General features: G+C 69.1%; 16 protein-coding genes and 1 pseudogene. 12 read left to right on the forward strand and 5 right to left on the reverse strand.

Annotation, left to right across the window (positions count from 1 at the left end; all coding sequences use genetic code 11):
- Nucleotides 1-137 precede the first annotated feature (137 nt).
- Nucleotides 138-680, reverse strand: a complete 543-nt coding sequence (locus ACZ3TS_RS37715) for a L,D-transpeptidase (RefSeq protein ID WP_467626494.1) — start codon at nucleotides 678-680, stop codon at nucleotides 138-140.
- 641 nt (nucleotides 681-1,321) lie between these two features.
- Between ACZ3TS_RS37715 and ACZ3TS_RS37720 the strand changes: the two are divergent.
- The 10 genes and pseudogenes from ACZ3TS_RS37720 to ACZ3TS_RS37765 form a co-directional block, all read left to right on the forward strand.
- A pseudogene (locus tag ACZ3TS_RS37720) lies at nucleotides 1,322-1,494 on the forward strand (transposase); the annotation flags it as partial.
- A 176-nt stretch (nucleotides 1,495-1,670) separates the two neighbouring features.
- Entirely contained in the window at nucleotides 1,671-2,702 is a 1,032-nt protein-coding gene (locus tag ACZ3TS_RS37725) for a LacI family DNA-binding transcriptional regulator (protein ID WP_467626496.1), read from the forward strand.
- A gap of 258 nt (nucleotides 2,703-2,960) precedes the next feature.
- Nucleotides 2,961-5,159, forward strand: a complete 2,199-nt coding sequence (locus ACZ3TS_RS37730) for an endo-1,4-beta-xylanase (RefSeq protein ID WP_467626497.1) — start codon at nucleotides 2,961-2,963, stop codon at nucleotides 5,157-5,159.
- Nucleotides 5,160-5,164: 5 nt separating this feature from the next.
- The gene (locus ACZ3TS_RS37735) at nucleotides 5,165-6,634 is read left to right on the forward strand and encodes an ABC transporter substrate-binding protein (RefSeq protein WP_467626500.1); all 1,470 of its coding nucleotides are present in this window, start codon (nucleotides 5,165-5,167) and stop codon (nucleotides 6,632-6,634) included.
- A gap of 13 nt (nucleotides 6,635-6,647) precedes the next feature.
- Nucleotides 6,648-7,655, forward strand: coding sequence for a carbohydrate ABC transporter permease (locus ACZ3TS_RS37740; protein WP_467626503.1), 1,008 nt, complete (start codon nucleotides 6,648-6,650; stop codon nucleotides 7,653-7,655).
- Between the two features lie 14 nt (nucleotides 7,656-7,669).
- Nucleotides 7,670-8,557, forward strand: a complete 888-nt coding sequence (locus ACZ3TS_RS37745; RefSeq protein WP_467626505.1) for a carbohydrate ABC transporter permease — start codon at nucleotides 7,670-7,672, stop codon at nucleotides 8,555-8,557.
- A 12-nt stretch (nucleotides 8,558-8,569) separates the two neighbouring features.
- Entirely contained in the window at nucleotides 8,570-9,541 is a 972-nt protein-coding gene (locus tag ACZ3TS_RS37750) for a Gfo/Idh/MocA family protein (RefSeq protein ID WP_467626508.1), read from the forward strand.
- Nucleotides 9,538-10,527 carry a Gfo/Idh/MocA family protein gene (locus ACZ3TS_RS37755; protein WP_467626511.1) on the forward strand — a complete coding sequence of 330 codons (990 nt, stop codon included), beginning with the start codon at nucleotides 9,538-9,540 and terminating at the stop codon, nucleotides 10,525-10,527. The genes ACZ3TS_RS37750 and ACZ3TS_RS37755 overlap by 4 nt, the downstream gene beginning before the upstream one ends.
- Nucleotides 10,524-12,506: an MGH1-like glycoside hydrolase domain-containing protein gene (locus ACZ3TS_RS37760; protein ID WP_467626514.1), complete on the forward strand. Its 1,983-nt coding sequence runs from the start codon at nucleotides 10,524-10,526 to the stop codon at nucleotides 12,504-12,506. Before ACZ3TS_RS37755 ends, ACZ3TS_RS37760 begins: the two co-directional genes overlap by 4 nt.
- Nucleotides 12,499-13,266 carry a phytanoyl-CoA dioxygenase family protein gene (locus tag ACZ3TS_RS37765; RefSeq protein WP_467626517.1) on the forward strand — a complete coding sequence of 256 codons (768 nt, stop codon included), beginning with the start codon at nucleotides 12,499-12,501 and terminating at the stop codon, nucleotides 13,264-13,266. The genes ACZ3TS_RS37760 and ACZ3TS_RS37765 overlap by 8 nt, the downstream gene beginning before the upstream one ends.
- A gap of 470 nt (nucleotides 13,267-13,736) precedes the next feature.
- On the opposite strand, the gene ACZ3TS_RS37770 is transcribed toward ACZ3TS_RS37765, so the two are convergent.
- The 4 genes from ACZ3TS_RS37770 to ACZ3TS_RS37785 form a co-directional block, all read right to left on the reverse strand.
- On the reverse strand, nucleotides 13,737-14,582 hold the full coding sequence (locus ACZ3TS_RS37770; RefSeq protein ID WP_467626519.1) for a phytanoyl-CoA dioxygenase family protein: 846 nt from the start codon (nucleotides 14,580-14,582) through the stop codon (nucleotides 13,737-13,739).
- Nucleotides 14,583-14,735: 153 nt separating this feature from the next.
- The gene (locus tag ACZ3TS_RS37775; RefSeq protein ID WP_467626521.1) at nucleotides 14,736-15,551 is read right to left on the reverse strand and encodes a phytanoyl-CoA dioxygenase family protein; all 816 of its coding nucleotides are present in this window, start codon (nucleotides 15,549-15,551) and stop codon (nucleotides 14,736-14,738) included.
- A gap of 153 nt (nucleotides 15,552-15,704) precedes the next feature.
- Nucleotides 15,705-16,676: a LacI family DNA-binding transcriptional regulator gene (locus tag ACZ3TS_RS37780; protein WP_467626524.1), complete on the reverse strand. Its 972-nt coding sequence runs from the start codon at nucleotides 16,674-16,676 to the stop codon at nucleotides 15,705-15,707.
- A gap of 17 nt (nucleotides 16,677-16,693) precedes the next feature.
- Entirely contained in the window at nucleotides 16,694-18,013 is a 1,320-nt protein-coding gene (locus tag ACZ3TS_RS37785) for a Gfo/Idh/MocA family protein (RefSeq protein ID WP_467626526.1), read from the reverse strand.
- A 261-nt stretch (nucleotides 18,014-18,274) separates the two neighbouring features.
- Here ACZ3TS_RS37785 and ACZ3TS_RS37790 point away from each other — a divergent pair, with 261 nt between their 5' ends.
- Together ACZ3TS_RS37790 and ACZ3TS_RS37795 are read left to right on the forward strand one after the other, a co-directional pair.
- Entirely contained in the window at nucleotides 18,275-19,252 is a 978-nt protein-coding gene (locus tag ACZ3TS_RS37790) for an acetylxylan esterase (RefSeq protein WP_467626529.1), read from the forward strand.
- A 269-nt stretch (nucleotides 19,253-19,521) separates the two neighbouring features.
- The gene (locus tag ACZ3TS_RS37795) at nucleotides 19,522-21,999 is read left to right on the forward strand and encodes a glycoside hydrolase family 2 protein (RefSeq protein WP_467626531.1); all 2,478 of its coding nucleotides are present in this window, start codon (nucleotides 19,522-19,524) and stop codon (nucleotides 21,997-21,999) included.
- The last annotated feature ends 226 nt before the right edge of the window (nucleotides 22,000-22,225 follow it).

The following is a 22,225-nucleotide window of genomic DNA, read 5'->3' on the forward strand; positions in this document are numbered from 1 at the left end:
CCCCCGAGATCTACTGCCCAACCGGGGAGAAACGCTGTCCACCAGCGGGGAGATTAACTGTCCGCCAGTGGGGAGTTCCTACTGTCCCTTGACACAGGGCACTTGTGGATCCGGGTTTCGACGCTGACGCGTAGGTGCTACGGGCCGCTCGGGCCGACGCCGGAGCCGCCGGTGTTCTTGACAATCACTGTGTCGCCGATTCGGCTGAATTCGTAGAAGCGTTGGGCGTCCGCCGTGCTCAAGTGGATGCAGCCGTGGGAGATGTCGGCCCGGCCGATGGCGTGGTTCCAGGGCGCTGCGTGGACGAACACGCCGCCGCTGGTCAGGCGCACCGCCCAGTGGACCGTGAGGTCGTAGTAGTTGGGATCGCGCGGATTGCACGTGATCTTCGCGCTGCACGACGTCATTTTGATGACCGCGTCCTTGCCCAGCACGTGGAACGTTCCGGACGGCGTACGGAAGTCCGGCTTTCCGAAGCCGACGGTGAAGGTCATCACCGTCCGGCCGTGATCCGTGACGGTCATCCGGTGGGTCGCCGCGTCGAGCGTCGAGACGTGGCCCGTGGGGGCCGCCTGGGCGGTACCGGCGCCCAGCGTCAGGACGGCCGCCAGGGCACCGACCAGCAGGAGCCGGGTGGCGTCGCGAAGGCGCCGGTGTGGAACTTGGCGTTGGTGGGGCACTTCTGATCACCGTCGCTCTCTGTAGAAACCGGTCTGCCTCTCCCCCGACAGCGAGGCAGCTTCGCCAGAAGCGTTCAGTCACGTCTCATGTCCTCTGTCACGAGACGGCACCCCGAGTTTGTTTCGACCGTATGAGTGATATCCCTGATGTGGAAGTGGTCCCGATTCCCGTTCCGGAGAGAGTGCTGCAGTGGCACGGGAGTTGCATTCCCTCGCACGCTCCCCGAGCTCACCCTGTCGTGACGCGGGCGGCTCCAGAAGACGCAGGTCGTCGGGTACCGCGCCCTGCCGGACTGCGGTCGGGCAATCCTCACGATACGCCGACAGGCCGGGGTCGGCCGCTCGCATGGTGTGGTCGCCTGGGATCCGGACGGCAATGAGCCCAGGTGCGCGTGGGGGCCGCTGGCATCCGGGCATGTGGCGTTGTCTGTTCCACGGGCCGGACGGCCCAGCGGTGCCGGTGCTGACGTCGTTCTACGCGCCGGAGCGCGGGGCGTGGGTCACGTACAAGCGGTTGTACTGGTGGGATCGGGCGGCGATCCGACTTGGCTTTCCCGTGTCATCAGAGGTTGAGGGTTGTCACCGAAGACCGGTCACCGGCCGCCGCAGCTTCGCACCCCGACTGCTGTCGGCGACCGCCGAACGGAGCAACCGGGGAAGCCGACGACGTTCGCGACGACCCGCAGACATGCGTTTCCGAAGAGCGCGGCGAGGACGGCGGCGTCCTGATCGTCGACGACACCGGCTTCGCCAAGAAGGGCTCAGCCGCTGTGGGGTGCGGCGACAGTACTCCGGCACTGCAGGACGCACCGACCGGCCCGGTTGGCGAAGCCCCGTGGACGGGCGCTGATTGCCCCTCAGCTCGACTTCTTTTGTCCCGTGCATTGACGGTGGACCAGTCCAACGATACGTTCCACAACCAGCGTTGGACTGGTCCAACAGCTACCTGACGGCACCTCGTTGGACCAGTCCAACAGAAAGAGGAGCGGCATGGCCAAACTCACCATTCGCGATATCGCCCGGCTTTCCGGCCTGTCGAAGTCAACGGTTTCCCTGGTGCTCAACGACAGTCCCAAGGTGGATCCGGAGACACGCCGGCGGGTGCTCGCCGTGATGCGTCGGCACAATTACGTACCGAGTTTTGCCGCCACCGCGCTCGCCAAAGGCAACACCGGTCTGATCGGCATGATCGTGCCCGGCCTGACCTGGCGCTTCATGGCGGACATCAACTACGGCGTGGCCAAGGTGGTCGAGAGCACCAAGTACGAGATCCTCCTGTTCACCAGCACCAACGAGCGGGACTACGGCGGTGCCATCGACCGGGTCGTGAGCTCCGGCCTGTGCGCCGGGCTCATCGTGGTGGCCCACGACCAGCAGCCGCTGGACCGTCTGGTCGACCTGCACCGTGGCGGCCTGCCCACGGTCCTGGTCGACACCCTCGGCGCGGTGAGCGACCTTCCCGCCGTCGGCGCCGACAACTACACCGGCGGGTGGCTGGCCGGCCGCCATCTGCTCGACCTCGGCCACCGCCGGATCGCCAGTGTTCTCGGGCCGCTGGACCATCCGTACGTCCAGGAGCGGCGGCGCGGGCTGCGGGACGCCCTGCGCGAGGCCGGTGTGGAGCCCGACCAGGGACTCGAGGCCGACACGGGCTTTGAGGAGGCGCTGATCCGCAGCCGCACCCGGGAGCTGCTGCAGCTGCCTGCGGACCGCCGCCCGACGGCGCTGTTCGTGTACCACGACTCGGCGGCCTTCGCGGTGCTGGACGAGCTCGCGGAGGCCGGTGTGCGGGTGCCGGAGGACGTGTCGGTGGTCGGGTTCAACGACATCGACGCCGCCGCCCATGTGCGCCCGGCGCTCACCACGGTCCGGCAGCCGTTCGCCGACATGGGTCGCAGGGCCGCGGACATCCTCCTCACCGCCCTCGACGGGGCCGAATCCGACGAGAATTCCCAACGCATCGTCCTTCCCACCGAATTGATAGTCCGGGACAGCACTGCCCCCGCCCCGGCAGATCGTTGACGCTCACCGACCCACCGAAGATGCAATCCCTCGTACCGCCTCACCCCCCGGTGGAGCCGCAGCACGGAGCAACAGAGCACCGTGCCCACCTATACCCGGAAGGGCGAATCAATGAGGCATTCAAGGAGTTCCAGAAACGTCCCTCGGACAGCTCGTGTAAGAAAGCCGCTCTCCTTTCTCGCCGCACTGTTCCTCGCTGTCTTCTGTCTGCAGGCGGTCCCGGTCGCCGCTCGTGCCTCCGCCGACCCGGTCGAGATCATGGGCTCGGACCCGCTGGCCGGTTTCACCGAGTCCAAGGGCGATCCGGCCCCGCAGTACCAGGTCGTCCCCGTCTCCGGCTCGTCCGACTTCACCAAGGCGCTGCAGATCACCACCACGTCGGCCCCGAAGAGCGCGGGTCTGGACGGCGAGTACGAGATCACGCTGGGTGCGAAGACCGCCGCCGCCGTCAAGACGAATGACGCCGCCGTGGCGACCTTCTGGGCCCGCTCTGTCACCCCGCCCGCCGGATCCGACGCGGGCTACGCCACCTTCGCGTTCGAGCGTGACGGAGGGTCGTACAAGAAGTCCGCGACCGCGGCGCTGCGTGTGACCCCCACCTGGCAGAAGTTCACCTTCCCCTTCCGGATCGCGGAGGACTACGCGGCCGGCGAGGCGCACCTCAACCTGTGGCTCGGCTACGGCGCACAGACCCTGCAGATCGCCGGGGTGTCCGTTGCCGACTGGGGCCAGGGCGACCCGGCCGGATTCCCCAAGGTCACCTATCAGGGCCGGGAGACGAACGCCGCCTGGCGCACCGCCGCGAACCAGCGCATCGACCAGTACCGCAAGGGCGACCTCACCGTCCACGTCGTCGACTCCAGCGGCAATCCGGTGCCCGGCGCCTCGGTCAAGGCGGACATGCAGAAGCACGCCTTCAAGTTCGGCACCGCAGTGGACGCCGCGACGATGATGCAGAACACCACCGACGGTCAGAAGTACCGCCAGGCGGTCACCAACGGCGACTTCAACCAGGTGTCCTTCGGCAACAACCTCAAGTGGACGCACTGGGAGAACGCCACCGAGCGCGAGAGCGTCACCAAGCCGACGCTGAAGTGGGTGCGCGAGCAGGGCCTCGCCATGCGCGGCCACAACCTCGTCTGGCCCTCCTGGGGTTACCTCCCCGCCGACCTGCAGAACCTGCAGAACGACAAGACCGCGCTACGCGCCCGTATCGACGGCCACATCGCGGACGAAGCGGGAGCACTCACCGGCAACATCGACAACTGGGACGTCGTCAACGAGCCCTACTCCGAGCACAATCTGCAGGACATCTTCGGCCCCGACGAGATCAACCGCTGGTTCGTGCTGGCCGAGCAGGCCGACCCCAAGGCCCGCTTGGTCCTCAACGACTACGGCCTGATCGAGAACAACGGCTGGTCCAAGCGCCACCAGGACTACATCTACAACCTGGCCAAGCGGATCAAGGAAGGTGCCTACGGGGAAGGCGGCTATCCGATCGAGGGCCTCGGCCTCGAGAGCCACTTCACCGCCCTGCAGCCCACTCCGCCCGAGGAGGTCTACAAGCTGCTGGACCGGTACGCCACCCTCGGACTGCCGCTGGAGGCAACCGAGTTCGACATCACCACCGCCGACCAGCAGCTGCAGGCGGACTACACGCGTGACTTCATGACCATCCTGTTCAGCCACCCGGATGTCACCGCGATCAGCACCTTCGGCATCTGGGAGAAGAACATCTGGAACCCGCTGGCCGCCCTCTACAACGCCGACTGGTCCCTCAAGCCCAACGGCCAGATCTGGCACGACCTGGTGACCAAGACGTGGTGGACCAACGCCTCGGGCACCACCAACACCTCGGGCGACTACAGCACCCGTGGCTTCCTCGGCGACTATCTCGGCACGGTGACGGCCAACGGCGCCACGGAGAAGGTGCACGTCCACATGCCGTCCAACAGCGGCGAGACGATCACCGTGGTCGCGGACGGCAAAGCCTCCGACGACAAGGAGCTGCTCGCCAACGCCGACGCCGAGCTGGGCACCGCCAACTGGTACGGCTTCAGCCCGAGCACGGTGAAGCCCGACACCGGGACCGTCCACTCCGGCTCCGTCGCGGTCCGCTCCACCGGCCGCACCGCCGAGTGGCAGGGACCCGCCGAGGGCGTGCAGGTCGCCTCCGGCCAGAGCTACACCTCCAGCTCCTGGGTGCGCCTCGCCTCGGGCACCAGCACCACCGCACAGATCAAACTCAAGCTGTCGTACACCGACGGCACCTCCGAATCCGTCCCGCTCGCCTCCGGTGTCGTGTCGACGAGCGGCTGGAGCCAGTTGAAGACCCCCACCGCCGTGCCGCTGGACTTCCACGGCAAGACCCTCGACAAGGCCGAGTGGTGGGTCAGCACCGCCGCCGGCACCGGAGATCTCCTCGTCGACGACGCATCGCTCAAGAACGGAGCGTAAGGCCCATGTCTCCACTCAGCAGACGCGGCTTCCTCGCCGCCTCCGCCGCCGTCGGCGGCACCGCACTCACCACCGCACTGTCCGGCTGCTCCACCTCGTCCTCCGACTCTGCGCCACCGGGCACCAAGACGATCAACCACTGGGACTGGTACGTCAGCCAGGAGCCGTGGCTGAAGCGCGAGATCGAGCTCTTCGAGAAGCAGCACCCGAAGATCAAGATCAAGCGTACGGTCCAGGTCAGCGACAAGTACCCGGACCTGGTCAACCTCGCCTTCCGCGGCGGCAAGACCCCGGACATGCTGATGATCCCGCCGAGCCCCAAGTTCGACGAGCAGGTCGGTCTGGGCTGGCTGCGTGCCCTGGACAGTCACGCCACCGCGCAGTGGCGCGGCCGGTTCCCCGAAGGAAACTTCTTCAACGGCGTGAACATGGTCGAGGACAAGGTCTACAGCGCCCCCTTCGGCGGCGCCGCCCCCTGGCTGCAGCTGTACATCCACAACGGCCTGTTCAAGCAGGCGGGGATCACCAACCCGGACGGCTCCGTCAAGATTCCGAAGACCTGGGACGACGTCACCGCCGCGGCGGCGGCGATCACCAAGAAGAGCGGCGGCAAGGCCCACGGCCTCGGATTCGGCAACGCACAGAACGCCTCGCTGCCGTGGTGGGTGGAGCTGTTCGTGCGCGGCGCCGGCTCGCCCGCCGGCTACGGCGTGGACGGCCTGGACTACCGCGTCGGCAAGTGGACCTTCGGCTCCGACCGCAACTACACCGACTTCCTCGAACTGCTTCTGCAATGGAAGAAACAGGGATACATCTACCCGGCGTCGATGTCCATCGGCGACGAGCAGGCCCGAGCGTTCTTCGAGCGCGGCAGGTTCGGCATGATCGTCGGCGGCGTCTGGAACCAGTCGACCTGGACCGAGCACCACTTCACCGACTACAGCCTGACCACGCTGCCCTCGCCGACCGAGACCCCGAAGGCGTTCTTCTACTACCCGCCAGGTGGCCGGGTGTGGGCGATCTCGAAGCACTCGGAGATCTCCGACGAGGCCTGGGAGTGGTTCGACTGGCTGCACAGCCCGGCGGCCGGACAGCGCTGGGTGGAAGCGGGACAGGGCCTGTCGGTGTTCCCGGAGGCGAACAAGAACGCCAAGATCACTTCCAAGGCCTTCCAGGCCTTCGTCGACACGCGCAAGTACGCACTGCCGTGGCCCGTGCCCTCGATACGCAACCCCGAGGCGTCCAAGGTCGTCGTCCCGGCCGTCAAGCCGGACCTGCCCGACGTGATCACCGGTCTCTACACAGGCCAGCTGGGAGACATGAGCGCAGCCCTCACCGGCCTGGAGGACCGCCGCAACAAGGCCCTCGCCGACGGTGTGAAGGAGGCCCAGGCCAAGGGGGCCAAGGTCAGCCTGGACGACTGGGTGTTCAAGGACTGGGACCCCACCAAGCCGTACCAGAACAAGCCGGCGTGATCCGGAGGCCCGTGTGCAACTCCTCGACACCGCCGCTCCGAGCCCGCCCACCGGCGGGCGCGGGGCGGCCCCCGCGGCAGTACCGCCGAAGACCGGCCTGTGGCACCGTCTGAAGGGGGGGAAGTGGAGCTACCTCTACCTCGCCCCGCTGCTGGCGCTGCTGCTGACCTTCGTCGTCTACCCGATCTTCGGCTCGCTCGCATACACCTTCTACCGCTGGAACGGCATCGGCTCGCCCGGGAACTTCGTCGGGCTGGACAACTTCCGTCAGATCGCGCACGACTCGATCTTCTGGCGGGCCGTCGGCCACACCTTCGTGTACGCCATCCTCGTGGTGCCCGTCCAGCTCGTCATCGCTCTCGCGCTGGCGGTCGTACTCAACAACAAGAAACTGCGGTTCTCCGCCTTCTACCGCACGCTGTTCTTCCTGCCCGTGGTCACCTCGCCCGCCGTCGTCGGCGTCGTCGTCCAGCTGATGCTCTCCAACTTCGGTGACACCCTGAACGGTTGGCTGCTCGACACCCACCTCGTCGACCAGCCCGTCGACTGGCTCGGCAACCCGAAGATCGCGCTGGGGATCATCATCCTCGTCGGCATCTGGCAGACCCTCGGCTACAACCTCGTCTACTTCCTCGCCGGGCTGCAGACCATCCCCGACGAGATCTACGAGGCGGCGAAGATCGACGGTGCGGGCCGCATCCGCACGTTTGTGCACATCACTGCGCCGCTGCTGCGCCCGGTCGGCCTGATGATCGTCATCCTGGCCTTCATCGGCTCGTTCCAGGTCTTCGACCTGGTGCAGGTGCTCACGGGCGGCGGCCCGTACTTCGGCACCGAGGTGGTCAACACCTACATCTACCACCTGGCCTTCGGCGGCAACCAGGCCCAGGCCACCGAGCCCGACGTCGGCCTGGCCTCCGCCGCGTCCTTCTTCTATGGCCTGCTGCTCATCGTCTTCTCCGTGCTGCAGGTGCTCATCTTCCGGTCCATCGCCAAGCGCCGCGCCGCCGGGCGCGCCTGAAAGGGGGCAGCGACATGGCAGTCCTGGTCTCCACCGCCCGCCGCGGCGGCACACCCGCGCGCCGTCGCGGGGCTCTCCGCCGCACCGCGGGCCGGTCCCTGACCCATCTGCTGCTCCTGGGCGGCGGCCTCGTCTGGCTGTTCCCCTTCCTGTGGACGCTGGGCAGCTCCTTCAAGAGCGCCGACGGCTTCTTCTCCCGGGGCCTCAACCCGCTCCCTGGCGAGGTGCACGCCTCCAACTACACCAGCGCCTGGAAGGAGGCGTCCTTCGGCAAGTACTTCGTCAACACGGTGGTGGTCGCCGGCGGCTCGGTCATCCTGACCCTCCTCGCCACCTCCATGGCCGGCTACGTTCTCGCCCGCACGGACTTCCCCGGCCGCAAGGCCTGCATCGGGCTGATCTCGGTGACGCTGTTCCTGCCACACGGCTACACCATCATCCCGATCTTCGACATCGTGCGAGGGCTGCACCTGCTCGACACCCTGTGGGCCGTCATCATCGTGCAGTCCTCCAGCAGCCTGGTCTTCGCCACCTTCCTGTTCATGGGCTACTTCTCCACCATGGACCGGGAGATCGAGGACGCGGCCAAGGTCGACGGCGCGAGCTTCCACCAGACGTTCTGGCGTGTGATGCTGCCGCTGTCCGGTCCGATGCTCGCCACCGTGGGCCTGTTCACCTGCATCAGCGCCTGGAACAGCTTCTTCATCCCGCTCGTCTTCACCCTCTCCAAACCGGAGCTGCACACGCTGCCGGTGGGGATGTACTCGTTCCTGGGACAGAACTCCACGGACTGGACGTTCCTGTGCGCGGGCTCCGTGATCTCTCTCGTCCCGATCGTGGTGATCTTCCTGCTGCTGCAGCGCTACTTCGTCAACGGCCTGGCCGGCGCCGTCAAAGGTTAGAAAGGACCATTCGTGCCCCTGCGCCTCGCCATCCTCAGCTTCTGGCACGTGCACGCCCCCGACTACGCCCGCCAGGCGTCCGAACACCCCGACACCGAGATCACTGCCGTCTGGGACGAGGACGTCGCCCGCGGGCGTGCCCGGGCCGACGAACTCGGCGCCCGCTTCCACCCCGACCTCGGCGGACTGCTCGCCCGCGACGACGTCGACGCCGTGGTCGTCACCTGCCCGACCACCGCCCACCGCGAGGTCATCACGGCCGCCGCGGCGGCCGGCAAGCACATCTTCACCGAGAAGGTCCTCGCCCCGACTCCGGCCGAGTGCGCGGAGATCACCGCCGCCGCAGAGAAGTCCGGCGTCGCGCTGATGCTCGCGCTCCCACGGCTGTACGAGGGCAGCACGACGGCCATCCGCAAGGTGCTGGCCGACGGCGACCTCGGCCGCCTCACCCTCGTCCGGGTCCGCCTCGCCCACGGCGGCTCGGTCGGTGAGGGCTGGCTCCCCGAGCACTTCTACGACCCGGCCGCCACCGCCGGCGGTGCCCTCATCGACCTCGGCTGCCACCCCATGTACCTGGCCAGGCTGTTCCTCGGTCGTATGCCCGAGACCGTGACCGCGTCCTTCGGCCATGTGACGCAGCGCGCAGTCGAAGACAACGCTGTCGCCGTCCTGCGCTGTGCGGACGGCACCCTCGGCGTGGTGGAGGCATCCTTCACCGCACCGGCCTCCCCGTTCTCCATCGAACTGCACGGCGCCGAAGGATCCCTGGTGTACGGCACGCCCGAACCCCGGCTCCTGCTCAACACCGGCGACGACTGGCGCGAACTGCCCCTGCCGCCGCGCACCGGCACGCCCTTCGACCTGTTCGTACGCCATGTCACCGACGGCACCCGTGACGAGGAGAACCTCGCCCTCGGCCTCGACCTGACCCGCCTGATGGCCGCAGCCACCCGCAGCAGCCGCGAGGAAGGAAGCCGCGTATGACCGTTTCCATCGGCATCGTCGGCTGCGGGAACATCTCCCGCTCCCATCTGCGCGGCTATCTCGCCGTCCCGGACCAGGCCGCCGTCACCGCCGTCGCCGACGTGAACCCCGACAGCGCCGCCGACCGCGCCCGGCAGGCCGGTGACGCCCAGGTGTTCGGCTCCTACGAGCGCATGCTGGACGAGGCCCCCGTCGACGCCGTCGACATCTGCCTGCCCCATCATCTGCACGCCGACGCCGTCATCGCCGCCGCCGAGGCCGGCAAGCACATCCTGTGCGAGAAGCCGTTGTGCCTGACGCTCCCCGAGGCGGACCGGATCGCCGACGCGGTAGGCGCCGCCGGGGTCACCCTGATGTGCGCGCACAACCAGCTCACCCTGCCCGCGGTCGCCCACGCCCGCGAACTCATCGACTCCGGCGCGCTGGGCCGCGTCTACGAACTGCGCACCACCGACAGCTTCTTCAACGACTTCCACCCGTCGACGATGGGCTGGCGCGCACATGCGGTCACCAGCGGTGGCGGCGAACTCATCGACACCGGCTACCACCCCACATACCTGCTGCTGTACCTGGCGTCCGCCCACCCGGCGGCGGTGACGGCGATGCTCAGCACCCACCGGCTGGCATTCATGGAGGGCGAGGACTCCGCCCGGGTGCTGGTCCGCTTCGCCGACGGCGCGGTGGGCGAGGTGGTGACCAGCTGGGCATACGAAGCGGCGCCGTTCACCGAGAAGTTCTCGGTGAACGGCGAGCTCGGCAGCCTGTGGAGCGACGGGGTGACGCTGTGGCACAAGCCACGCGGCGGGGCCGCCACCACGATCGAATTTCCGGCGATCGACTCCATTCCGGCCATCTGCGCCGACTTCGTCCGCCGGATACGGGACCGGTCCCGCCCGGTGCACACCCACGAAGAGGGCACGGACGTGCTCAAGATCATTCTCGCGGCCTACCGGTCCGCGCAGGAGAAACGGGAGATCAGTCTGTGACGGGGTACGAGACCGGCGACTTCGACTTCGATCTGCGGCGGGGCGTCGCCGAGACCCTGTGGACCACCAGCGGCTGGTCCACAGCGGCGCTCGCCCCGGGCACGGTGTGCGGTGTGGGCGCCTGCTACGCCCCGCCCTACGCCGCCCCGCAGGCCAGGCTGGCCGTCGTGCTGGAAGCGGACGGCATCCACATCAGCGACACCGGTGCCCCGGGCATGCACGGCACCGGGCTGCTGCCCGCGGGCGGAACCTGGCGGCTGGACGGCATCAAGAGACGCGGCACCTACCATCGCCGGCACGAGGGGCGGCTGGTGTCGCTGCTGGTGTGCTCGGAGCTGACGCCGCTGCACGGACGCCCCGGCTACGCGCTGCGCATCACCGTGCGCAACCGCTCCGGGCGGGGGCTGACGCTGCGCCTGCTGCCCGAGCTGACGGCCGGACCGGCCTGCGAGGTGCCGCTGGGGGAGTGGGGCTGGATGCCGCCGGAGCCCGAAGCGGCAGCACAGGCCCGGGCGTCGCTGGTGCACGGGCCGCCGGCGGCGACGATCGGCCCCACGGACGAGGCCGTCTTCGAGCTGGCGGTGCTGCTCGACGGCAGCAGCCCGGGCGGCTGTCCCGGCGAGTGGGCGGCCGAGTCCCGCACCCTGGTCGGGCGGCGCACCGCCCGCGCCCTGGAGCGGGTGCCGCGACTGGACACGGACGTCCCCGAACTCGACGCGTACTACCGCCGCTCACTCGCCAGCGGCCTGGTGTGCCTGTGGGACAACCCGGCCTTCGCCACCGTCCCCTTCCCCGCCACCTCAGGCATCGACGGCGGGGCGCTGTGCGCATACGCCTGGGACACCGGCGGCTACGCCCCGCACACCCTCGCCCTGCTGCTCGGCCGCGGCGTCGCGGACGTCGTGGAGGCGATGGTCAAGGCCGACCTGACGGACCACTACGCCATCGCCCCCGACGGCAGCGGCACCGGCGTCGCGTACGCCTACAGCGGCTGGTCGCTGATGATGCTCGCGCACGCCGCCGCCTGCCACGACGGCATCGCCCCCGACCTGGTGGCACGGCTACACGAGACGGAGGCGCAGCTCGCCGACCGCTTCCCCGTCGCCGGCGAGCTGCGCGACTACGGCGCCCAGCACAACCTGCTCGAGATGCGCTCCACCGGCTGGGAACACGTCGTCGCCAGCCCCAACGCCGAACGGGCCTGGAGCCTGGACCTGCTGGCGGATGTGGCCGAGGCGAGTGACGCGCCGGTGCCGACGGCCCCCCTGCGGGCCCGGGCGCATCGCATCCTCAAGGCCGTCGCGCAGGAGCTGTGGGACGCGGAGGCGGGCTGGTTCCGCAGCCGCTACCCCGACGGGCACACCGAACTCGCCTACTCCATCCAGGCCTTCGACGCGCTGCGCGCCGGCGCCTGCACGCCCCCGATGGCCGCTGCGCTGCTGAGCCACCTGCGCGACGGTGCCTTCCTCGGCCCCTACGGGGTGAGCAGCGTCTCCGCCGAGGACGGGCTGCACTACGAACTGGGCGACGTGGACTGGTCCGGCGGAGGCGCCTACACCGGCGAGGCCCCGCAACTGGCACTGACCCTGTGGGAGCGGGGCGAGCCGCGGCGGGCCTGGGACGTACTGCGCCGGGTGCTGTGGATGGGCGGCCACTTCCCCTACTACCCGCAGGACCACTACTGCGACCGCCCCGCGGCCCCGCCCCGCGGCCGGCGCGCCAATGTGATCGCCGGACTGACCGGTACGGAGGCGATCCTGCTCGGCATGGCCGGGCTACGACCACAGGTCGACGGCGCGCTCGACCTGACGCCTCCTGCCTGGCTCCCCGGCGATCTGGAACTGCACGGGCTGCACTACCGCGGCCACGAGATCGACCTCAGGCTGTCGGCCGGCCACTGCGAGGCGTCGGTGGACGGCCACATCATCCACGCCGGGGCACCCGCCCCGCTGCGCATTCTGGGAGAGCCCGATGAGTGACGTCCTCGACCGCTTCGACCGCGACGGCTACGTCGTCCTCCGCGAGGTCATCGACCGGGAACTGGTGCAGGAGGCAGCCGGCCACGTCGACTGGCTGCAACGCCGCCACCCGGATCTGCGACCCGAACAGCTGGGCCACACGCTGCTGCGCGACGACCCGTTCTGGCTGCGGTTGGTCTCGGACGACCGGCTGCTGGACATCGCCGAGACCTTCATCGGCCCCGACATCGCGCTGTTCGCCTCGCACTACATCAGCAAGCCGCCGTACTCGGGGCAGCCGGTGCTCTGGCACCAGGACGCGGCATTCTGGCCGCTGGAGCCGATGCGAGTGGTCACGCTCTGGCTGGCCATCGACCACTCGACGCCCGAGAACGGCTGCGTACGGCTGATCCCCGGCAGCCACCGCGGCGGCATAGCGGCGATGCGCGCCAACACGGCAGTGGACAATGTGCTCGGCGAGGAGATCGCGGTCGACGTGGACGAGTCGGCGGCCGTCGACATGGTGCTGGCTCCGGGCGACGTCGAGGTGCACCACCCGAACATCGTGCACGGCAGCACCGCGAACACCTCGCCACACCGAAGGTGCGGGCTGACCATCCGCTACATCCCGACGTCGACCCGTATCACGGCGGACGAGCAGCCGTACCCGAGCGCGTTCCACCTGCGCGGCGACCCCGGCGTGAACACCTATCAGCCGTGGCCCGATTTCGACCCGGCCCAGCACTATCGCTTCACGGGGGCTGAGATCGCCCGGGGTTAGGAGCGGGCCGCTCGTACGGGCGCACGGCAACGGCGGCCGCGCGCCCGTACGGAGGTCCCCGCCGTACACCCGGGAAGTTGCGGACCAGGACCCGGAAACCTTCCTGTGCCGGTGACTCGACGCAGTCCAGCAGATGCATCTCCGCGGTCCATCACGACCGCGTACAACCCCTGCGTGCCGTTGAAGTGCTCGTATGCCCCGGCTGGGAGACCCCCGCCTTGCACGGAATCCCGATGATCCGCCGCAGTGCGACCCCGGCCGGTCCGGCCAGGCTGCTGGTCCGGCCGCGCCAGGCGTGCTCCCACGGCGGCGTGGTGCTCGCCCTGGCCGGCTTCCGGCGGCCCAAAAATCGTGTACATGGGCCGCCGGGCGGCCGAGCCGGCGTTGCGCGCCATCGACCGATTCGACGAAGTACAGCTGCCCGAAGAAGCGCTGTCCCCGACCGAATCGATCAGCCGGGCGAGCAAGCGTCAGTGTGACGGTCGGCGCGGCACGACCGGCTGAAGGATCGTGCGCCGCTGTGGGGTGAGGCGGGCCAGCAGCTCGTCGGAGTACTGGTAGCCATGCCGGGTGGCCCCCCAGGACGGGCCGTAGCGGTAGATGACCACGCGGCGCTCTCCGGGGTTCGTGCGGGAGGAGGCCCCGTGCGCCAGGCCGTCGCAGAAGAGCAGCGCGTCGCCCTTGTTCAGTCGCACCTCCTCCACGCCCTCCATGGCGTCCATACCGGTGTCCCAGTCCTTGAACGTCTCGTACTGCGGGTGCTGCAGGTTCGACTTGTGGCTGCCGGGGACGATGAGCGTGCCGCCGTCGCCGGGGCCGATGTCGGTCAGGGCCATCAGGATGTTGACCTGGCCGCAGCGGAAGACTCCGTCCCTGTACATGTACTGACCGCGCATCGCCTTGCGGTAACCGCCGGAGTGGACGGGGAAGAAGCCGCCGGAGCGGCGGATCGAGGCGAAGCACTCGTCGATGAACAGCCCGTCCACGTAGGTGCCCTGCTCGCCGCAGTAGCGGTGTACATACGCAAGCCACGACGGGTGGTCGATGAGGCGCTCGAACGGTTCTCCGGCCTCCACGACGTTCTGCAGTTCCACGCCCTGCTGTTCCGGGTGTGCGTCTGCCCGGTGGACGTTTCCCCACCAGCCGAAGGGCTCCAGCGAGGGGATGGCGTCGAGGCCGGCGCACAGCGCGTCCACCAGGTCGGGTTCCAGGGCCCGTTCGAGAATCAGGTAGCCGCGCAGGTCGAAGAGGTAGTCGTCAAGGGCGGTTGGGGTGCGGACCGGTGTGGTCGCGGTCGTGGACGGGTCAACGGGCATGACCGGGGCGTCCTTTCGGAATCGGCGACGTACGGGAGGACGGAATCCACGGTGGGCGTGGGGGTCCATGCACCTGTTCTCGGAAGCCTGCAGGCCAGTTGTCGGTTCGTGCCGGTGGTCCGGCTTCCGCTGCTCGATCGGGCGCAGTGCCGCCTATGGCCACAGTTGAGGACAGACGTCGGGGTCGGCGTAGTCGGGGATGCCGCCCCGTGGGCGTACGAGGTGGTCGTTGCCGTGGCCGGCCGTGCCCGAGCGGTAGCGGTTGTCGCCGGGCTGGAGGTGGATGGCCAGGGAACGCCGGGGTCCGGCCCCGAGGTTGGGGCCCGAACCGTGCACGGTGCGGCAGTGGTGGAAGCTGACCTGGCCGCGCCGCATGCGCGTGTGGCGAATGTCGAGGGCGTGGCCCTGGCGGATGATCTCCGTCTCCAGGCGGCCCAGGTCCTGGGAGAAGAAGTCCAGGCCGGAGACGTCCCAGCGGTGGCTGCCGTCCAGGAAGGAGACGGAGCCGCCGGTCTCGTCCACGTCGTGGAAGCCGACCCAGGCGGTCAGCATCTCCTCGCTGGTGCACGGCTGCCAGTACTGGCGGTCGGTGTGCCAGCCCACGTTGGCGGCCGTGCCCGGGCTGTCGAGCGGCTTGTACAGCAGCTGGTCGTGCCAGAGGCGGATGCTGTCCGTGCCCGCCAGCCTGGCGGCGGTGGCGGCGATGAGCGGCTGGGCCACGAGCTGCGCGAGCTCGCGTACATGCAGGGAGGTGTAGTCGTTCTTGCGTAGTCCCTCGGCCGGGGGTGCGGTCCACCCGTCGTCGGGGGTGTCGAGGTCGCCCGCGTAGTAGCGGGCCATGCCGCGCTCGGCGGTGTCCAGGACCTCGGTGGGCAGGATCACCGGGGAGATCCACCAGCCGTGCTCGCGGTAGAAGGCGATGTCCTCGGGGGCCGGCAACAGGGTCTCCTCGATTGCAGGCGTGGTCATGCCGTGAGCTCCCTCTTTTCGAGACTTGGTCTTCTTCCGGAGGTCGGTGCCAGTGCGGAGCCGGGCCGGGCGGGGGTGGCCGCGGGCGTCGCAGTTACCGGGGACCGGGAAAGCGACGACGGAGCTCCGCGCGGGGTCAGTTGCGCGGGCGGCTCACGAGGCCGCGGCGCCCGGCCGCCCGGTCGAGTCGCGCACGACCAGGCTCGTGGGAAGCGCGGCATGCCGGGGCTCACTGTCCGGGTCTTCGATCCGCTGCAGCAGCAGGTCCACCCCCCGGGCGCCCATCACGTCGATGGGGATGTGCAGCGCGGTGAGCGCCGGATGGATGGTGCGCGCCATGAACGTGTCGTCGACCGTCACCAGGCTGAAGTCCCCCGGCACCGACCGCCCTTGCCGGGCCAGACCGCAGGCGACGCCGTGCGCCACCATCTCATTGTGCGCGATGATCGCAGTCGCGCCGCTGGTGGGCACCAGATCCGCAGCGGCCACACCGTTGTCGAAGGTGAGGTCGAACGGGCCCAGCTGCTCGACGAGTTCCACCGCGTACTCGTCGCACGCCTCCTGCATCGGCTGCCGGTGCCCGACCGTTCGGGCGGTGCGGGTGCCGTTGACGTACACGATCCGGGTGTGGCCGAGCGCCGCCAGATGCCGGACCGCCTGCCGCATGCCGGTCGTGAGCTCCGCGTACGCGCTGTCGGTCACCGGCAGCCGGGCGCCGATCAGCGCCACCGGGCCCGCCTGCGCCAGCTCACGCACCATGTCGTCGGTCATCCGAGGGCCGGCGAGCAGCAGTCCGTCGGTCTGCCGGGCCATGGCCTGCGCCAGCTCGAAGCCGTCGGCGGGGTCGTCGCCGGTGTCGGCCAGGAAGAGCGCGTGATCCTTGGCGCGCGCCCGGTGCTGCACAATCTTGATGATCTCCGCGTAGTACGGGTTGACCACGTCCGGCACCAGCAGGCCCAAGGTCCGCGTGCGGCCGCGGGCGAGCGAGCTAGCCGCTCGGTTGGGCGTGAAGTCCAAACGCCGGGCGACCGCGAGCACCCGTTCCCGGGTGTCGGCTCGTACTGCTTCCGGCAGGCTGAAGACACGCGAGACGGTCGATGCGGACACCCCCGCTTCACGTGCCACGTCGGCCATGGTGGCGTTCATTTGACGCGTACCACGTCGTCGATGTTCACCGGTTCACCCTGCTCGAAGGCGGCGTTGGCGGCAAGCCCCGTGGCCAGCGCGAGCGCGCCGTCCACCGCCGTGGCGGTCGGCGCGCTGCCGTCCTCGCCCGTCTCGCCGTCGAACAGCGCCCGCAGCATCCGCGCGTCCCCGCCGCCGTGCCCTGCGTGGTCGAACTCCGGGATGTCCACCTCGTACGGCGGCTGCCACAGCGGCCGTACGAGGATGCGCGCACCACCGGCGTTCTCCAGCGCGGTGTCGCCGTGCACGGCGCCCTTGGCAGAGGTGAGCTTCGTGTTCGGCCGCTGCCATGCGCTCTCCTCGACCTCCAGTTCCAGCCGGCCGCCGGTGCCGTTGAACATCACGCGATAGCCTTCCCAGGGGGAGTAGGCGGTGAGGTGGTAGGACATGGTTGCCCCCGTGTCGTAGCGCACCAGGACCGCCATGTCGTCCTCGATGGTGATGCCGTCGCCGAAGACGTTCCGGTCGCGGTGGTAGCCGTCTTCCTTCTCCGCCTCCAAGTACAGGGCACGCAGGCCCTCGTTGTCCTCCAGGTGCAGGGCGAAGGGGTCTTCCGCTGCGGCGGACGAGCCCTGGGCACGGTCGTAGTCGCGGCGGTAGCCGGTGCGCTCGCCGTTCTCACGTCCGTAGAAGCCGAGTCGACCCAGGCCGAAGACCCGTTCCGGGCGGGCACCCAGCCACCAGTTGACAAGGTCGAAGTGGTGGCCTGCCTTGTGCACCATCAAGCCCCCGCTGTTCTCCCTCTCCCGGTGCCAGCGGCGGAAGTAGTCGGCTCCGTGGCGCACGTCCAGCAGCCACTCGAAGTGCACGGAGAGGATGTCGCCGACCGCGCCGCGACGCAACTCCCTGTGGACCAGCTCGTGCACCGGGTTGAAACGGTAGTTGAAGGCCACCGACAGGTCGCCGCCGGTCTCGGTGAGGGCGTCCAGAATGCCGCGGCAGCGCTGGGCATCAGTGGTCATGGGCTTCTCGGTCACAACTCGGCAGCCCGCGCGCAGCGCCGGAACGATGTACGCGTCGTGCAGCGCGTCGACGGTGGTGACGACGAGGGTGTCGACACGTTCGGCGCGTAGCAGCTCCGCGAAGCCCTCCGGGGCGTAGGTGCGGGCCGGCGGCCGCCCAGCGGCGGCCAGCAGCTGGTTGTGGTGCGCCATACGCACCGGGTTGGGGTCGCAGAGGGCGGCGACCTCGAAGCGCTCGCGGTGGGCGAGCCCTTCGGTGAAAAGCTGTGCGCGACTTCCGGTGCCGACGATGGCGGCACGTGCGTTGACGGTCATCGCTCACCTCCTCCTCCTGCAACGCTTGCATGCGCTTGCAGAATGCGTCAAGGGGCTGTTCTTCGGGCACATTTGAGGCCTTTACTGGAAGGGGACATGGGGCAGAGAGGAAGCCGATGCACGCTATTGGGAACGCTTGCATCCCTACTTCAGAAGCGGAATCGACCAGAAGAGCCCTAGTCCTGCTGCCCTTGTCCTGCTTCGCACCTTCCGGCTCTGTGTCAGACGCAGTGCACCGCACATACCCCTGGGAGCCTCCGCATGGCCCTGTTCGACATGCCCCTGGCTGAACTGCGTACATACCGCCCCGAGCGCGTCGAGCCCGAGGACTTCGACGCCTTCTGGAAGAGCACCCTGGACGAGGCCGGCGGCTGCGACCTGGCGGAAGAGTTCCGCCCGTACGACGCGGGTCTGACTGAAGTCGAGGTGTACGACGCCTCGTTCGCCGGGTGGGGTGGACACCGTGTATCGGGCTGGTTGGTCGTGCCGAAGCATGCGGCCGGTCCCGTGCCCTGCGTCATGCTCTACGTCGGTTACCACCGCGGCCGCGGCACCCCGCACGACCATCTGCTCTGGCCCGCCTCCGGCCGCGCGGTCTTCGTCGTGGACACCCGCGGCCAGGGCGCGTCGGAAGGCGACCACACAGGCGCCACCGCGGACCCCTGCGGTGGCGCGAACCCCCAGAGTCCGGGCTTCATGACCCGCGGCATCCTCGCTCCGGAGCACTACTACTACCGCCGGGTCTTCACCGACGCCGTCCGGGCGGTGGACGCCGCGAGGAGCCACCCCGCCGTGGCCCCGGACCCGATGTACCTCAGCGGCGGCAGCCAGGGCGCCGGCATCGCCACCGCGGTGGCCGGGCTGCGGGACGACGTGGCCGCGGCGCTGGTGGACGTGCCGTTCCTGACCCACTTCCGCCGCGCGCTGGAGATCACGAACAACGAGCCGTACCAGGAGATCGTCCGCTTCCTGAAGACGCAGCGGGGCGCGGACGAGCAGGTCTTCCGCACGCTGTCCTATTTCGACGGCCAGCACTTCGCGGCCCGGGCCGCGTGCCCGGCGCTGTACTCGGTGGCGCTGATGGACCAGACATGCCCGCCCTCGACGGTCTTCGCCTCGTACAACCACTGGGCCCACCCGGAGAAGTCCATCGAGATCTACCCGTGGAACGGCCACGAAGGCGGCGCGGCGGAACACCGGTCCGTGCAGCTGAGGTGGCTGAAGTGCTTGGCTGTGTAGCGCCAGGGGCGAGAAAAAGAAGCCCAAGCGAGCACAAGAAGCCCAAGCGAGCACAAGAAGCCCAAGCTCTACCGGCTCGACTGATCGGGAGCATCAACGCCCCGGGCTCGGCGACCGGTCGCCCATGCGCCGTCTGGGCCCGGGCCACTTCTGATCGTCGTGCGGCCTACCCATTCCTGCAGTGTCATTTCGTGAAGGGCCCCGTTCCTTGGCTTCGTCGAGGGCTGAGGTGCCCGACCGTCCACCGCGAACAACGGGAGTGATCGAGCATGTTCCGTCAGACCCTGCACGACGGCTGGCGGCTGTCGGCAACCACCGGGCCGATCCCCGCGCACATTGCCGGCAGGACCGTGCCGGCGCAGGTGCCGGGCAGCGTCCACCTCGACCTGCTCGCCGCCGGGCTGATCCCCGACCCCTACCTCGACCGGGCCGAGGAGGAGCTGGTCTGGGCGCACCGCACCGCATGGCGCTACGCGCTCACCTTCGACGCCGAGGCCCCGGCCCCGGACGAGCGCGCCGACCTGGCCTTCGACGGCCTGGACACGGTGGCCGCCATCGAACTCAACGGACACGTGCTGGGCGCCACGGCGAACATGCACCGCTCGTACCGGTTCGATGCGCGCGAGGCGCTGCGGTCCGGCGCCAACGAGCTGGTGGTCTCCTTCCGTTCGGCACTGGAGTACGCGGAGGAGGTCGAACGCGAGCTGGGGCGCCGCAGCCGCACCTACCCGCATCCGTTCAACATGGTCCGCAAGATGGCCTGCAGCTTCGGCTGGGACTGGGGGCCGGACCTGCAGACCGCGGGCATCTGGAAGCCGGTGCGGCTGGAACGGTGGGCCACGGCGCGACTCGCACGAGTGCGGCCACTGGCGACGGTGTCGAACGACGGCACCGGGCGGGTCGAGGTGCACGCCGAGATCGAACATGCGGGGACTGGCGACGACCGCCAACTGGTGCTGGCTGTCCGGGCGAACGGGCGTGAGGTCCACGTCGAGGTCCTTGCGAGGGAAACCTCAGCGGTGGTCACGATCGAGATCCCGGACGTTGCGCTGTGGTGGCCCAGCGGCTACGGGGATCAGCCGCTGTACGACCTCGTCGTGGAACTCCGCGACGGCGCGGGTGCGAAGCTCGGCGCCGCGACCCGCCGTATCGGCTTCCGCACCCTGACCGTCGACGTCACTCCGGACGAGGTCGGCACGCCCTTCACCGTCGTCGTCAATGGCAAGCCCGTCTTCGTCAAGGGTGCCAATTGGATCCCCGACGACCACTTTCTCACCCGGATCACCCGCAAGCGCCTGTCCCGGCGAGTCGACCAGGCCCTCGGCGCCCACATCAACCTGCTGCGGGTGTGGGGCGGCGGTATCTACGAGACCGATGACTTCTACGACGTGTGCGACGAGCGCGGCATGCTCGTCTGGCAGGACTTCCCCTTCGCCTGCGCCGCGTACCCCGAGGATGAGCCGCTGCGCTCCGAGGTCGAGGCCGAGGCGCGCGAGAACGTCGCCCGCCTCGCCTCCCACCCCTCTCTGGCACTGTGGAACGGTGCCAACGAGAACATGTGGGGCTACTGCGACTGGGGCTGGCGCGAGGAACTGGACGACCGTACCTGGGGGTACGGCTACTACACCGAGCTGCTGCCGCAGATCGTCGCTGAGCTCGACCCCACTCGGTTCTATGCCGCCAACAGCCCGTACAGCCCCGGCCTCCCGCTCGGCCAGGTGCATCCCAACGACGAGAACCACGGCACCCGGCACGAATGGCGGGTGTGGAACGCGGCCGACTACACCGCCTACCGCGAGCACATTCCGCGGTTCTGCTCCGAGTTCGGCTTCCAGGCGCCTCCCACCTGGGCCACCCTGGAGCGCTGGATCCACGACAAGCCGCTCACCCCCACCTCGCCGGCATTCCTCCTCCACCAGAAGGCCGAGGACGGGAACGGCAAACTCGATCGCGGCTTCGCCCCGCACCTGCCCCGGCCCACCACCTTCGCCGACTGGCACTGGACCACTCAACTCAACCAGGCTCGAGCGGTGGCCTTCGGTATCGAGCACTTCCGCTCTTGGTGGCCGCGTACCGCAGGCGCCGTCGTCTGGCAGCTCAACGACTGCTGGCCGGTCACCTCCTGGGCGGCCGTGGACGGCGACGGCCGGCCCAAACCATTGTGGTACGCCCTGCGCCACGCATACGCTCCACGGCTGCTCACGATCCAACCGCGTGACGGGCGTTCGGTGCTGATCGCCGTGAACGATACCGACAGAGTGTGGACCGGCACGGTGCGGGCCGAACGGCAGTCCTTCGACGGCGACATGAAGGACGCGGCCGCCATCGAGCTGGACGTGGCACCCCGGTCCGTAGCCCGTCTCGACCTTCCCGGCTCGTTGCTGAAGGCGGACGACCCGAGGCGCGAGGTCCTCGTGGCGACGAGCGATGAGGCCCGCGCCGTCCAGCCCTTCCTGGCAGACCTCGAACTCGCCTATGAGCCAGGGGCATTGACCGCGCGCGCCACCGCCGTGGACGGCGGCTACCGAGTGGACGTGCGCGCCACCTCCTTCACCCGGGACGTGGCCCTGCTCGCCGACCGGCTCGCCCCCGACGCCGAGACCGACGAAATGCTCGTCACCCTCCTCGCCGGGGAGACCCACTCCTTCCTCGTCCGAACCGCGGCACGCCTGGACTCCGCGGAGCTGACCGGACCGCCGGTGCTGCGCACGGCCAACGACCTCTGCCAACCCGTACAACGGCCATGACATGCGGCGCGTCCGGGCCAGCGCCGGGCACCCGCACATGACCTCAGTGGCACAAGGGCCGTGGCAGGTCACGGTGACGTCGAGGGAGTCGATCCGCGGGACCCGGACGACGACAAGTGATCGCTCGTACCACTGATTCAAGTCAGTTCATCGACCGCGACCACTGCGTGTGGATCGGAGACTGTCGCTCAGGCTGAAACATGGACGGAGCCGCAGTTGGTCGGAG

Source organism: Streptomyces sp. NPDC022910, from assembly GCF_055561075.1.

Coding starts and splice junctions, on each gene's coding strand:
- ACZ3TS_RS37735 (WP_467626500.1), top strand. CDS start 5,165: ATGTCTCCACTCAGCAGACGCGGCTTCCTCGCCGCCTCCGCCGCCGTC.
- ACZ3TS_RS37795 (WP_467626531.1), top strand. CDS start 19,522: ATGTTCCGTCAGACCCTGCACGACGGCTGGCGGCTGTCGGCAACCACC.
- ACZ3TS_RS37725 (WP_467626496.1), top strand. CDS start 1,671: ATGGCCAAACTCACCATTCGCGATATCGCCCGGCTTTCCGGCCTGTCG.
- ACZ3TS_RS37775 (WP_467626521.1), bottom strand. CDS start 15,551: ATGACCACGCCTGCAATCGAGGAGACCCTGTTGCCGGCCCCCGAGGAC.
- ACZ3TS_RS37770 (WP_467626519.1), bottom strand. CDS start 14,582: ATGCCCGTTGACCCGTCCACGACCGCGACCACACCGGTCCGCACCCCA.
- ACZ3TS_RS37765 (WP_467626517.1), top strand. CDS start 12,499: ATGAGTGACGTCCTCGACCGCTTCGACCGCGACGGCTACGTCGTCCTC.
- ACZ3TS_RS37730 (WP_467626497.1), top strand. CDS start 2,961: ATGGGCTCGGACCCGCTGGCCGGTTTCACCGAGTCCAAGGGCGATCCG.
- ACZ3TS_RS37755 (WP_467626511.1), top strand. CDS start 9,538: ATGACCGTTTCCATCGGCATCGTCGGCTGCGGGAACATCTCCCGCTCC.
- ACZ3TS_RS37790 (WP_467626529.1), top strand. CDS start 18,275: ATGGCCCTGTTCGACATGCCCCTGGCTGAACTGCGTACATACCGCCCC.
- ACZ3TS_RS37785 (WP_467626526.1), bottom strand. CDS start 18,013: ATGACCGTCAACGCACGTGCCGCCATCGTCGGCACCGGAAGTCGCGCA.
- ACZ3TS_RS37745 (WP_467626505.1), top strand. CDS start 7,670: ATGGCAGTCCTGGTCTCCACCGCCCGCCGCGGCGGCACACCCGCGCGC.